12 protein-coding genes are annotated in these 14,132 nt (G+C 44.9%); 6 read left to right on the forward strand and 6 right to left on the reverse strand.

Features of this window, described 5'->3' with window-relative positions; genetic code table 11:
* Positions 1-83: 83 nt before the first annotated feature.
* Positions 84-497: a GNAT family N-acetyltransferase gene (locus tag AC0VYG_RS19050; protein WP_475429478.1), complete on the reverse strand. Its 414-nt coding sequence runs from the start codon at positions 495-497 to the stop codon at positions 84-86.
* A gap of 193 nt (positions 498-690) precedes the next feature.
* Here AC0VYG_RS19050 and AC0VYG_RS19055 point away from each other — a divergent pair, with 193 nt between their 5' ends.
* Entirely contained in the window at positions 691-1,818 is a 1,128-nt protein-coding gene (locus AC0VYG_RS19055; RefSeq protein ID WP_475429479.1) for an MBL fold metallo-hydrolase, read from the forward strand.
* A 437-nt stretch (positions 1,819-2,255) separates the two neighbouring features.
* Positions 2,256-4,799 carry a plasma-membrane proton-efflux P-type ATPase gene (locus AC0VYG_RS19060; protein ID WP_475429480.1) on the forward strand — a complete coding sequence of 848 codons (2,544 nt, stop codon included), beginning with the start codon at positions 2,256-2,258 and terminating at the stop codon, positions 4,797-4,799.
* Between the two features lie 186 nt (positions 4,800-4,985).
* Here the strand turns inward: AC0VYG_RS19060 and AC0VYG_RS19065 are convergent, their stop codons facing one another.
* Positions 4,986-6,674, reverse strand: a complete 1,689-nt coding sequence (locus AC0VYG_RS19065; RefSeq protein ID WP_475429481.1) for a carboxylesterase family protein — start codon at positions 6,672-6,674, stop codon at positions 4,986-4,988.
* Positions 6,675-6,913: 239 nt separating this feature from the next.
* Complete coding sequence (locus AC0VYG_RS19070; RefSeq protein ID WP_475429482.1) at positions 6,914-8,545, reverse strand: tannase/feruloyl esterase family alpha/beta hydrolase; 1,632 nt, start codon at positions 8,543-8,545, stop codon at positions 6,914-6,916.
* Between the two features lie 147 nt (positions 8,546-8,692).
* On the opposite strand from AC0VYG_RS19070, the gene AC0VYG_RS19075 reads away from it, so the two are divergent.
* Complete coding sequence (locus tag AC0VYG_RS19075) at positions 8,693-9,157, forward strand: DUF2867 domain-containing protein (RefSeq protein ID WP_475429483.1); 465 nt, start codon at positions 8,693-8,695, stop codon at positions 9,155-9,157.
* An 83-nt stretch (positions 9,158-9,240) separates the two neighbouring features.
* Here AC0VYG_RS19075 and AC0VYG_RS19080 read toward each other — a convergent pair whose 3' ends face one another.
* Complete coding sequence (locus AC0VYG_RS19080; protein WP_475429484.1) at positions 9,241-10,617, reverse strand: glycine--tRNA ligase; 1,377 nt, start codon at positions 10,615-10,617, stop codon at positions 9,241-9,243.
* A gap of 292 nt (positions 10,618-10,909) precedes the next feature.
* Between AC0VYG_RS19080 and AC0VYG_RS19085 the strand changes: the two genes are divergently transcribed.
* The 3 genes from AC0VYG_RS19085 (at position 10,910) to AC0VYG_RS19095 (ending at position 12,731) form a co-directional block, all read left to right on the forward strand.
* Positions 10,910-11,353 carry a DUF3429 domain-containing protein gene (locus AC0VYG_RS19085; protein WP_475429485.1) on the forward strand — a complete coding sequence of 148 codons (444 nt, stop codon included), beginning with the start codon at positions 10,910-10,912 and terminating at the stop codon, positions 11,351-11,353.
* Between the two features lie 60 nt (positions 11,354-11,413).
* Complete coding sequence (locus tag AC0VYG_RS19090; RefSeq protein ID WP_475429486.1) at positions 11,414-11,809, forward strand: thiol-disulfide oxidoreductase DCC family protein; 396 nt, start codon at positions 11,414-11,416, stop codon at positions 11,807-11,809.
* A gap of 202 nt (positions 11,810-12,011) precedes the next feature.
* On the forward strand, positions 12,012-12,731 hold the full coding sequence (locus AC0VYG_RS19095; RefSeq protein WP_475429487.1) for an SDR family NAD(P)-dependent oxidoreductase: 720 nt from the start codon (positions 12,012-12,014) through the stop codon (positions 12,729-12,731).
* Positions 12,732-12,762: 31 nt separating this feature from the next.
* Here AC0VYG_RS19095 and AC0VYG_RS19100 read toward each other — a convergent pair whose 3' ends face one another.
* Positions 12,763-13,431, reverse strand: a complete 669-nt coding sequence (locus AC0VYG_RS19100) for a DUF1826 domain-containing protein (protein WP_475429488.1) — start codon at positions 13,429-13,431, stop codon at positions 12,763-12,765.
* 166 nt (positions 13,432-13,597) lie between these two features.
* Positions 13,598-13,858, reverse strand: a complete 261-nt coding sequence (locus AC0VYG_RS19105) for a DUF5062 family protein (RefSeq protein WP_199477520.1) — start codon at positions 13,856-13,858, stop codon at positions 13,598-13,600.
* Positions 13,859-14,132 lie beyond the last annotated feature (274 nt).

Consider the following 14,132-nt stretch of genomic DNA (forward strand, 5'->3'; position numbering starts at 1 on the left):
GTTTTAAACAATAGATCCTCAAAGCATCATGACTAGCTTGTCATGGTGCTTTTTTATTGGCCGACTCTTTGTTGGCAGCCACCCTAGGTTAAGTCTTCAATATTTGTTAGCACCCAAGCACTGTTGTGCTGAGTAAAGCCGACTTTAGGGTAGTAGTTAACAGCCTGAGGCGCCGATAACAGAATCAGTGAGCATTTCGGTTGTAACGCTTCTTTGGTCATGCGTATCAGCGTTTTTCCAATACCGGACGCTTGGACAGCTTCATCCACCGCCAAATCAGATAAGTAACAGCAAAATGCAAAATCCGTTACGGAACGCGCCACCCCCACCAATTGCTCTCCTTGCCAGGCCGTAATTAAAAGGTTGGCATACTTGAGCATGGCTTCAACGGTTTCCACATCCTGAATCGGTCGACGGGCACCTAAGGTCGTTTTGGATAACAGCTCGATAAACTGAGCAGCGGTAATAGCCTGATTCACCTTGTATTTAATGGTCATTAAAGACGCCCTCGCAGCAGCATATAAAGTCACAGCATAGAAGATTTTTAGCACTAGTGATACGGGTAAACTCTTGCTATGAGCGAAGACAAGCTTAGAAAAGAATGGCGCATACAAAAGCAGCCCTGTATTGTAATTTATTCATTGATCCAAATATTATTAGGTGTCCTTTCTTTGAAGAAATAGGGTATTTATGTTGCTACTAAAACTGCTTTTCTCCTTACTCATACTCTTTGCTATTTTAGTGTACGTGGTCAATATGACCCTTGTTGCCAAGGTCAAACCGCAAAACGCGAGCACGGTTGCTCCTTACCAGCAGGGACGTTTTCGCAACCGTGCCCCATCCACGCCTCGCTCTTTGTTAGACGCCGTTCGCTTGTGGATTCGTTTTTTCACAGAGAAAAAAGTGGATACTAAACCCGATATCAAGATTCCTGTTCGGCCACTGCGCCAACAGCATTTAACCAGCCTCAGTGACAGCACCATACATATCGTCAAACTCGGTCACTCATCGATTTTGCTCAAGGTGTATGGTGAATATTGGTTGTTAGACCCCGTCTTTTCTGAACGAGCCTCTCCTTTTCAATTTGTTGGCCCACAGCGCTTTCATACCCCACCACTCTCTTTAGCTGAATTGCCTAAACTGGATAAAGTGCTCATCTCCCATAATCATTATGATCATTTAGACAAAGCCAGTATCAAGCTGCTAGCAGGGAAAACAGAGCAGTTCTTTGTGCCAATCGGTGTGGATGGAGATTTAGAAAAATGGGGTATCCCGACCAGTAAAATCAAGACATTCGACTGGTGGCAAGAAGAACCAACCAGCCAAGGTATGGTTGCCTTTACGCCCTGCCAGCATTTTTCTGGTCGTGGTATCGGCGATAGTAACAGCACGTTATGGGGGTCTTGGGTCATAAAAACCCCACAACATAGCCTCTATTTCAGCGGGGATTCAGGCTACTTTGCGGGGTTTAAAGAAATCGGGGAGACCTATGGCCCATTCGATCTCACTATGATCGAAACGGGTGCCTACGACAAAGACTGGGCCACTATTCACATGAAACCAGAAGAGAGTGTTCAGGCACACATCGACCTTAAAGGAAAGGTGATGATGCCAATTCATAATGGCACCTTCGATCTGGCGTTTCACACTTGGCATGACCCTTTTGACCGTGTCGTTGCCGCCGCAAAACAACAGGATGTGGACTTAACCACACCCGAGTTTGGGCAGATATTCTCGATTAATGACCCAGCCAAACTTCAAATGTGGTGGACAGCAACAATAAACGATAAAGGGGAAACGTCCGGCACCTCCACCTAGTCTAAGTCTAACTTAGTGCTCCATGTCTCACATTGCACGGCTCTACTCTCTATGCCATAAAGTTTTTGTATACGGTTAAGGGCCGCCGTATGCGTGCCTGTTTTTATCCTTTTTGTATGCTTACTTCTTCCCTATAACAATTTGTAATGATTGATGTCGGTCAATTTTATTCCTTCTGATCTGAGTACTATTTTAATCGAGGATACTGATTATAGGTATTGAACGGACGCGTTTAATACCAAGTTGTTGAATTTCTTAGGCTACTAACTTTAGCGCATAAATTTTAGTAGCTGTCCAATTCATCATTGTCTTAAGAAGAGACCTTTGCATGATCGTGCAAACGTCTCAAGAAATTGAATTCAGCTCGTAAGGATAGATAAGATGAAAAGTTGTGCATCGGAAAATGGTACGAATCAAAAAACGGGGGTGTATTTGCCATGACAGATACACCTGCCTCCAAAGACTTCACCAAACTGCCTATAGAAGAGGTTCTTAGCGAGCTGAATGTGGACCCTGATCAAGGATTGACTCAGCAGGAAGCACAGCAACGTTTGTCTTCCTATGGTCCCAATGCGCTTCCTGAGGAAGAAACCCGTTTCTGGAAAAAAATCATCGGCTATTTTGTTGGCCCCATTGCCTTTATGATTGAAGCCGCCGCTCTGGTGTCTTTATTTTTGGGCGATTGGGCCGATTTTTTCATTATCTTTGGCCTACTGCTATTTAATGCAGGTCTTGAGTTGTATCAGGACAGTAAGGCCAGTAATGCGTTAGCAGTACTGAAAAATTCCCTAGCACCCCAAGCCACTGTACTTCGTGATGGTGAGTTTCAGGTAATCGATGCGGCGACTCTGGTGCCCGGAGATATTGTAAAAATCCGTTTAGGAGGCATAGTGCCGGCGGATTTAAGACTGGTCGGTGGGGATTACGCCTCTATTGACCAATCGGCCCTGACCGGGGAATCCTTGCCCGTCAGTAAGAAAGTGGGCGACAGCGCCTATTCGGGCAGTGTGGTCAAGCAAGGGGAGATGACCGCTGTAGTCATTGGCACCGGTCTCAACACCTTCTTTGGCCGCACCGCGAAATTAGTGGCTGGGGCCGGTTCAGTCAGTCAGGCGCAAACTGCCATGTTCCAGATTGGTAATTTCCTTATCGTGGTGGCGGTGATTCTGGCACTCATCATGGTGGCGGTGCAGGTATATCATGATGTGGTGGTAACCAGCACCTGGGATGTGAAAGATGTCTTAAGTATTTTGCAATTTGTGCTGGTGCTTTTGGTAGCCTCCATTCCGGTGGCGATGCCAGCGGTATTTTCTATTACCATGGCACTTGGTGCGTTAGCGCTTTCCAAAGAAAAGGCCATTGTCTCGCAGCTTTCTTCCATCGATGAAATGGCAGGAGCCGATATTCTCTGTTCTGATAAAACTGGCACGTTAACGAAAAATATTCTGACCCTTGGCGATCCGATTGCGATGAATGGAACGGCCCCTGAAGCGATTATTCTGGCTGGGGTGCTTGCTTCCCACGCAGAAGACGGGGATGCCATCGATAGTGCTGTGATGAATGCTTTACCCGATAAATCATTATTAGCGTCTTATCAGGTTGAATCCTTTACCCCGTTTGATCCGGTCTCTAAACGTACCATGGCAAAAGTCGTGGATTCTGAGGGTCATCATTTTTCAGTTTCCAAAGGCGCTCCCCAGGCCATTGTGGAACTATGCCAGGCCGCCAAAGAGATCGAAGAGACGGTTAATAAAGAAGTCTCTGCTTTAGCGGCCAAAGGTTACCGGGCTCTTGGTGTAGCTCGCTCAGATGAGAGCGGTGCCTGGACGCTGCTGGGTATCCTGCCGATGTTTGATCCGCCACGGGACGACTCCAAATCCACCATAGAAAGTGTGCGCGAGAAAGGCGTTGCGGTGAAAATGATCACTGGCGACGATACCGCGATTGCAAAAGAAACCGCCCGTCAGCTGGGATTGGGAACCAATATACTGACGGCGGCGGATGTGTTCCCCCCCGATATGGACCCAGATCATGTGCCAGCCCCGATTGCTCAGCAGATTCTGGCCGCTGATGGTTTTGCCCGGGTATTTCCTGAGCATAAATACGCCATTGTGAAAACCTTCCAGAAAAATGGCCATCTGGTGGCCATGACTGGCGATGGAGTCAACGATGCTCCCGCTTTGAAACAGGCCGACTGCGGAATTGCCGTATCCGGTGCCACCGATGCGGCTCGCGGCGCAGCGGCGCTGATTCTGACAGCTCCCGGTTTGTCGGTGATACAAAATGCCATTGATGAAGCTCGGCGCATCTTTGAGCGTATTACCAGTTACACCATTTATCGAGTCGCACTGACCATGGATATTATGTTTCTAGTAGTACTGGCGACTATTTTCCTGCATTTTCGGGCGTTAACACCGATTATGATCGTCATTATGTCGTTACTTGATGATATTCCAATCATGACAGTGGCCTATGATAATAATAAAGTCTCGCCCAGTCCGATCCGTTGGCGTATGTCCAGATTGTTGACCATATCCGCTGTGTTGGGCTTTTTCTCTGTGGTACAGTCATTTGGTTTGCTGCTGATTGGCATGGCCTTAATGCACGGGCCCCATGCCCAGGCATTGGGTTTAACAGACGAAGCTCATCTGCAATCCATGATGTTCCTGCAGCTGGTCGCTGGCGGCCACTTACTCATGCTGGTAAGTCGCAAAGACGACTGGTTTCTGAAACCGCCTTATCCGGCCACTCCTTTACTGATTGCCATTATATTGACCCAACTGGTGGCGGTATTCATGTGTGGTTTCGGCATATTGGTGCCACAAATCCCTTGGTCCTTAATTGGTCTGGTTTGGGTTTATCTACTGGTCTGGTTATTTATCATGGGTGGCGTGCGAGTCGCCATTGACCATGTGCTGGATAACCGCAGCGCTCGACGCGCCCGATCCATTAAATATGTTAATACACCTCTCAATCATTGAGTGGTGTACGCCTCGAAACGACTTGGAACGGGCTTTACAGCCCGCTCACGGTTAAAAAATCTGAAATCATTACAATCCAGGGAGCCGGTATGGCTCCCTTTTGTTAAAAACATTTCTTATCGTTGCGATATTTTGAAAGCCTGACACTTAGAGGGTTTATCTCCCCTTCCCTAGGTCATTAAACGATTATGACTTAGGCCATAAAGAAGGTACGTGGAACCGTTTATCCAATGAGTTGCTAAACCAACGACCATTCAATACTTGATCAATCATCTCCTGCTTTGCCTGATCGGAAAGATGATGGTCCTTCGCCATGGCATCCAGCAAAACGGCTTCGTCATAGGATTTGGAAGACATCTGGATCAAGGCTTTATGTCGATTAGCATTCAAGACCAATAAGGATTGACCTTGATTATCATGCTTAGGAGACCAAGGCAGCCAACGAACCAAATGCTGACCATTGGGGTTTCCCGTGCGGATAAAATGGGCTAAATAGCGACGAAACTGCTTAGATAAATCCACCGCACCGGGTTGCTGGAACACCTTACCAAGTAAGGCTTGACGCCATGTTCGATCCAGTAATGGCATGAACACCCCGTGAAATGCCCCCAGCAATGCCATCTGTTCATTTCGGGTGACCAAAGGATCATCTCCAAAGGCCACTTCTGTGGCGTAAATGGGGGCTTTATAATGGGCAAACATTCTCTGAGCGGACTGTTGCACATTAAATAAACTATAAAGTTTTCCGCCGTAGTGATAAACGAACTGATATTTCGAAAGCATATCAGGATCATTCATTAAGGTGCCATCATGCCATGCTTTAACAAAATAGGGATCCGTCAAAGCAAAGATCGAAAACTCGGTTTGTCCCGATAACATAATCACTGGCACACTGTTGTAATCTGCGGTTGCAAAACCTTGCTTAGGAATCACCGCCCCATCCCGATACAAATGCGGGAAATGACTCATGCGAATACCGGCACCTTTCATTAATGGCGCTAATTGCTCAGCAGGCAATTGTTGTAGATAATCACGAACCGCTTTACCACCACTGGCGAGCCATGCCTGGGCAGAGGCGATATTTGGTTTGATATGATCACCAACAACCAATGGCGCAAATGCCTGACGAAAGACCTGCTGGCTTGGTGCAACGGGGGCGGTGGTCATACCGCCACTAAAGACAATGGCGTGCTGAAATTTCCCTTTGAATAAAGGCGAAATCAACATTGCCATCACATCACGTCCGCCTGCCGAAAATCCAGCAACGGTCACTTGGTCGGCTCGGCCACCAAAGTGTTGGATGTTTTGATGTACCCACTGCAGGGCCGCCAGTTGATCTAACAAACCAAAGTTACCTGAGGCTTGTATTGGCTGCTCTGTTTTTAATGCTTTGAGCGGATTAAACCCTAACACCCCTAATCGATAATTCACTTGTACGATGACCGCATTCAATGCTTTGGCCAATGCTTGAGGGTTAAACTCATGGGCTTCGCCCGTTTGGTTATTACCACCGTGAATATAGACTAAAACGGGCAGCTCATGCTTAGCGTGCTCAGGGCGATAAACATCTAGATTCAAACAATCTTCTTTTCCTTCAAACTTCCCTTGTTGCCACTGGGGACAAATCGCCCCCTCTTGTGTTGCTTGAAAGGTACCTTGAATGGGTTTAGCTGACTGAGGTAATTGCCAACGCAATGACCCTATAGGAGCTTGTGCATAGGGAATGCCTAAAAAAGCATCCACCCCTTGTTCACTTTTACCAACCACTTTAGCCGTGTCTGAGAGCGAAACGATGGGGCTTGCTAGTACCGTGCCGGCAAACATTACCATTAGCACAATGAACAGCCCGCGCTTAAGGGCGTATTGAATGCGCATATTTTATCCTTCCATGTTTATTGTGAGACTTTTACACGACTACTGCGCTTGCCAACACTTTGTTAACAACAGACTCAAAATGCTCATTTATAGCGCTTTCTCGTCTGTTTTTGCCGCGTCTTGGCGTCGCTCATGACATAGTGCAAAGGTCTCATTGTTTTTCTTTTACCCAAAAAAGAAGTGTGCCAAATACAATCTAGCTAGACTGCATTTGGCAATGATCAAAATTCCCTCTCTATTTAATGGCAAATAAATGACGAGGCACTATCCTTATTTCCCCCTTCATAAACCGCAATCGTAGGATATGGACACAGTGGGCGTTTTGCCTTTAACAACGTTTTAGTCACTTCTGGATTATCCGCTCTCGCTTGGCTAATCACTCGACCAGGAGACTTCCCTTTTTCCACCCAAGCAATCAAAGGAGATAACACATCAAACTGATCTAAAGACGGACCACCTTTTCCGTGTGGCATGCCTGGGACTTCATAAAAGGTCACAAAGTCACGGGCTTTACCATTTTGGTTTCGGTTCAATTTGTTATACCAATGAATCGTATCCACAATAGAAAATACTGGGTCGCTGTCTCCTTGGTAAATAATCATTTTTCCACCCGCTTTTTTGAAAGCTGACATGGTTGGGTTCGCAGCATCTGGCGGTGTCATAAATTCCATTGATGACTCAGGAAAGGCTTTTGTTTTGGCATAGATTTTGGGCGCATCTGTATCGAAATTAAACTTCAACAAATAATTAACCAATGCTTTTGGTGTCCCCTTCACATGAGTTGGCGGTGTCGTAAAGATTTGTGCCAATGAAGACGCTCCCATCACAGCAATGAGAGGGTTATAACCCCAAGCAGGAATAGGGCTTTCTACCTTCCAAAAGCGCCAATTTTTTGAACTCATACCAGCATCATAATACCAACGACTGTATAACGCTTTACCTTGGCTATTATGGGGACCATTATGAATCGCAACTAAAGCATTGACTTTGCTTTGACTCAAACAATCTTTTTGCCCTGCATGACAGACTAAATCTTGCAAATGAACGAGCTTTTGGCACTGCTTAGGATTAAAAATCAGACCATCTTTTAGACCATCAAGGTCATCACATTGTTTTAGAATATAGTGACTCACTAACGACATGTCTTTGGGGGTAAGAGATTGCTTGAGATCGCTGTTTACCGCGTGAAGATGCTGAATATCCCAAGCATGTTGTATCGCCGCCTTGGGCAAATTAAAACCTGGGTAACCGACAAGAATACCATTAAAGAAATCGGGGAAGCGGGAGGCTGCTACCATGGCCATACGACCACCATTTGAGGCTCCAATACCATATCGATATTTCGCCGCTTGCCCATAAAACTGGGTAATCATCTGGTTCGCAACAGGATATAAAAGCTCAACGGCTTTGTAGCCATAAAGTGACCTTGCCCGAGCATCCCATCCAAAACCGCTCCCCCCTGCTAATCCCATATCTTTAAACTCTTGCTCATCATGGCCCCCATTACTGGACACCACCGCCATTCCTCGGTTTAAGGCATACTGTTTAGGGGTAAGACTGGAGGCATTCCCTAAGGCGGGAACGACAATACCATCGTTTCCACCATTAAATTGATAAGCAAAATCGTGGTGCCAGTTTTTCGGCAAACGGAGCTCAAAGCCAATGGCATAATTCCGGCCATCCATGCCTTTATAGGGGTCTAAAACCCCTTCCACTCGACAATTCTCAACCAACGCATCACCGGTTGGTGATTCCCATTGTGCAGACTTGATGGTCAGCCCTGGTGCATGAAAGGTTGATGGATCACAGGCCATCACACCCGCCTTGGCAACCATAGGTAAGGCCAAACAAAGTAACCATGCTTTATTCATTATAATATTCCTTATTAATTGTTATTGTCGGAAACAGTTAAATACTAATACTGTTTTGAATATTTTGCATACTAAAAATATTCAATGAATAAGCGACGCCTCTATGGTATAAAGATATGAGTGAAGCCATAAGGAAGGGTAATCAATATGCAGCACGTCACCTCATCAGCACTGCCATTAGAAAGTACGCTTCATAATAGATTAAAGGCAACGGACTTTCTTGACTGCTACTCGGTTGAATCGAATCTATCGCCGCGTCATGCCGCAGACATTATTACAAATTTTCCTGGGTGGGCTCAGTGTTTGATTGGTATGAGAAACACTCTCACAGCTCCTTTTGGGCTGTTAAAAGAGGGGCCGGAAACGCTAAATAAAGTGGGATTTTTCCCAGTAGAATCTGAAAATAGCGATGAACTTATCGCTGGGTTTAACGACACACATTTAAACTTTAGAATTTCTGTTATGTCACAACATGGACGTGTCTTTTTAGCCACTTGGGTGCATCCCAACAACCCAGCGGGCCAACTCTATCTAAAAGCGATTCTTCCCTTTCATGTGCTTATTGTTCTTAATGCTTTAACCCGCGTCAAAACGGCAAGTAAGACCGTATAATAACAAAAAAGCCGCAACGACTGAGCGTAACGGCTTTCGGTGTTTGTCTTATAATAAAGACAATGACGTCTTATTAACCACTATTAATTTTGGTTAATAAAGTAATTTACTACATAAGCAGGCAACTCTGCCGCTGGCACAACAATTTGCTCCATAGTATCGCGGTCACGCACCGTTACTGGCGCACCTTCTTTCTCGATAGAGTCAAAGTCGACCGTTACACAGATTGGCGTTCCCACTTCATCATGGCGGCGGTAGCCTTTACCCACATTGCCTGTGTTTTCATAAAGAATACGACCCAATCCTAATTTCTGTAGCTTGTTTTTCAACTCTTTCGCTAACGCTACGATTTCAGGCTTGTTCTTCTTAAGCGGCATAATAGCCACCTTGATTGGTGCTAGATGCGGTTTGAACTTAAGCACAGTACGTGTCGAACCGTTTGGCAACTCTTCCTCAGTGTAGGCTTCTGTCATCACCGCCAATAAACCACGGTCGAGTCCTGCAGAAGGCTCAATACAGAAAGGCACTTCCCACTTGTTTTCTGCCAAATCGCGCATGGCCAATTTGGTAGTCGAGTGCTCGTTCTTTTTCACTTTAGCAGACAAGCCAAACTCTTCTTGCGCTTTGGTGTGGGAGCCCAAATCGTAGTCGGTACGGTTTGCCACCCCTTCCAACTCTTCAAAACCATGTGGGAACTTGTACAAGATATCCACGGTGGCTTTTGAGTAATGGGCCAGATCGTCACCAGTTACGTATTCAAACTGGATATTGTCTTCCGATAGACCTTGATCCAACCACCATTGCTTACGCAGGTTCACCCAAGTTTCATGCCACTTTTCGTCTTCACCCGGCTTGCAGAAGAATTCCAACTCCATTTGTTCGAATTCACGAACACGGAAAATAAAGTTACGTGGTGTGATTTCGTTACGGAACGATTTACCAATTTGCGCAATACCGAATGGTAAGGTGCGAGCAGTAGAGTCCACAACGTTTTTAAAGTTTGTGAAGATGCCTTGTGCCGTCTCAGGACGAAGGTAAGTGTAGGACTCTTCGTTCACCATTGGACCAACATTGGTTTTAAACATTAAGTTAAAGTCACGAGGCTCAGTCACATTAGTTGAACCACAATTATCGCAGACTTTAATGTCTTTCATATGGTCAGCACGCATACGCGACTTACACTCATGGCAATCTACCATGGGGTCAGTGAAAGTATCTTCATGGCCAGAGTATTTGTAGACATTTTTGTTTTGAATGATAGCGGCATCCAACCCTTCCACATCGTCACGCTCGTAAACCATTGCACGCCACCAAGCTGCTTTTAGGTTGTTTTTTAATTCAATACCTAACGGACCGTAATCGTAAGCACCTTGCATACCACCGTAGATTTCACTGCCTTGGAAAATAAATCCGCGACGTTTACACAGGGAGACGAGTTCATCCATTGTTTTAGCTGGCATTTCTAAACACACCTTAAGCAAGTTGAAATTAGTTAGATGTACGTACACCACAGCTCGCGTACATCTGAAGGAAAGTTAAATTCTAGCCAGACATTGTACTCTGAGCCTGAATTTCGCTCAATGGCGAATGACGATTACCACGGAACTAAAGCCGTACTAACTTCCTCAATAACCACGAGTTATGACAAGAATATGCAATTTATTCGGAAGTTTGCGTATTTTTTTTTGCCATTTTGTTAGATAATTCTTTTTTTTTACACAAAAATTTTATATTTTCGGCTAAAGGTTTTTTATGCGATATTCTGTCACCCCCATGCTTCTATTAGGTCTATTTGCGATAGCTCCTTTTGTTGTATTGACCATTATTACACTGGCAGGCATACAAATCATGGGATACTCGGGACAGGCACTTTTTGCTTCCTACAGCGCCATTCTTTTGAGCTTTGTTAACGGAGTGATATCTGGACAAGTACTTGAGGGAAAGCAACAAAAATACAGCAAACGGACAATGGTATTAAACCATCTGATTATGTTGATTGCTTGGGGAAGCCTGTTTATGAGAGTGCCTGAACTGTCTATTGGTGTCTTACTACTAGGCTTTATTACGACTTTTTGGCTAGATGGACGTTGGTTAAGATTAGTTTCTCAATCTTATAAAGCTTATTCGAAGATCCGTTTTGCGCTTACTGTCGTATTAAGTGTTTTGCACATTATTGTGCTCTTCCCTGTGTATTAGGTCTTTTTATCAGATCTTCCCTGGGGAGATCTGATCATCCTAGCCGATAGGAGACACTCTATGTTGACCATTTTTTACGACGGCTTTTGCCCACTTTGCCTTGCGGAAATGCGCGAGTTAAAAAAACTCGATGAACATCATCGACTCACATTCGAAAACATTCATCACGAGGACTTTACCCAACGTTATCCTCACATCGACCCCATTAAGGCCGATAGAATCCTTCATGGGCAGTTAAGAAATGGCAAAGTCATTCAAGGGTTAGACGTGACCTGCATGGCCTGGAAGCTAGTGGGCAAACATCGATGGATGCAAATATTACGCTGGCCTATTGTTCGCCTATTTGCTGATCTGGGTTATCGAGGTTTTGCAAAATACCGTCACTCGATTTCTGCTTTTGTGACGGGTAAACCGCGCTGCACCTCCTGCGAAAAAGGCCAATGTGATCTGTCCTGACAAAAACACATCCCCTCTTAAACTTTACTGAGACATAAAGTACACTGATTGGGGATGCATTTGCCCACTTATGATCACCGACAGTCAATCGCACAAGGAAAGTTGCAAAGCTTAGCAACGTGTTTGAACACGGCGCTCTTGTCTATCATAAGCTACGAATGCATCCCTCTCATATCATGTCTGTTATTAAGGAAAATACGTCATGCAATTTGATGCTCTCGTGATTGGTGCCAGTAGCCGCATCGCTCAAGCCGCCATAGCGCAACTGTCTAGTCAGAATGATTGCCGAATGATTTATACGGTTAGCCAGTTTCCTCCTCGCCTTTTCAGTCGAAAAATCAGGGCACTATTGAGCGATTATTCCCAAAAAAGCATTGAAGAGATCAGCCAGCATCTGCAAGAACACACCAAGAATCTTACGAAAGTTCTTATCTGTAACGGTGTCTTGCACAATCCACACTATACCCCGGAGAAAAAGCTAGAAGACATTCAAAGTGACCACTTAGCAGAGCTGTATAGGAGCAATGCCATCGTCCCTATGCTTTGGTTAAGTCGGCTGATTCGGGTACTTAAAGGAGAAAACGCCACACAGGTGACCCTGTTTAGCGCACGAGTCGGCAGCATTTCAGACAATCAATTAGGCGGCTGGTATGGTTACCGGGCCTCAAAAGCGGCACTCAATATGCTCATACAAACCAGTGCGATTGAATACGCTAGGCGCGCAAAGAATGTCAAGTTGATTGCTTTTCATCCTGGAACAACCGATACCCCTTTATCCAAACCCTTTCAGAAATCCGTTCCAGAAGGCAAGCTTTTTACACCGGAGTTTGTTGCACAAAGATTATTATCCATCATGGACAACGCCAAGATGGATAATCAGGCCAGCTTTATCGATTGGGATAATAAAAAAATTGAGTGGTAACCGCCGTATTTCCGTGACATCACGATAACGGCTAAATCATATCCAAACTAAGAAACAATCTTGGCGAATCCACCGATGCACTGGGTGATCGGTGAACCACCCCTCTTCCCATGGCAGTAGGCCAGGTATTGCCTTTCATTAAGGCCACATCTCCAGCATCTAATTGATTCACCGTTCCAAAAGAAGCCAATCCCGTATTTTTCTCAGTCCATTTAACCAAATGACCTAACTCGGCGCGGACCGCATGCGCATCATGAAGCCACTCAGAGCCCTGCCCTAAATAGGTGGTAATCAGCCGACACGGAATATTATCCACATGAAAGCGCGGACACATGGCTTTGGATAGCACGGCCAATCTCAGCCCCACCTCTGACAGGTCAAATAAACAGGCAAACATATCCATTAATGTACGCACATCTTTAATAAAGACCTCTTTATTAGTGTCGTCGGGTAGAATACGAATTAATAACTTTTCAATGTGCTCTGGCGCACCTTGATCTTTAATATTCAACTGCGGTGCAGAGGCTATTAGGCTTGTACAGTAAGTATCAACGTCCTCAAGCGAGCGTTTCCATACCACCATATTGAACGAGTCTTGGTAAATATCCCCAAAAACATCTGGCTCTTTCGACTTAACAACAGACAGTAATGTTCTATCTGCTTCCAACGATTCCAATGGTGCTTGCCGTGCCGTGTTCATATTGCTTTAAACCTATCTTATATTTTGAAATGATATAACATTACAATAATAAAAAACAATTTGTCTATAAAAATGTAAAAAAGTCAGTAACCAGCAATTAAAATGCCGTCATAAAGACGGCAATTCATGCGCTCATTAGAGCCCTGTAGACATGAACAAGACTGATCTACTTCAACAGAGGATCATCTTTAGGCAAGTGCTTTTGAATCCATAAAGCCAACTTATGCTTCATGGCAGGAAGGTTCTCTTTATCGGCAGGCAAACCAACCACAAGCTTATCCAGTACCAACAAGCGATAAATCGCTTCAACTTTTTCATTGGCTGACATAGTGGAAGAAAAACCAGCATAACCTCTTTTTAAAGCGTAGTTCTCTCCCACTTGTAATGCTCTCTTGCTCAGAGCCGCTTCATTCTTGATCTTCTTCATACGACGATCCTTTCTCAACATGGAAGGAGGAGAGAGCATTGGACCCTCTACCTGATATCTCAGCGAGGACCTCTATAAACAGCGTGACTCTCTCCATCATTTACTTTCAATAAGCATGAAAGCAATAAATACCTTAAAGAACAAGCTTCTATCTAGCTTTTTGCCTTATAAAGCCAAAAAGCTTCAATAGAGAGGCCATTGGCGACTTTAAATCCCTAAGATGACTTGTAACCACTTTTAAACAACAGGTAATTAAACCTTAACACTTCCAATT

The organism is Marinomonas sp. 63XJN7_7_ISO-PGPR-S23-202, assembly GCF_056173505.1.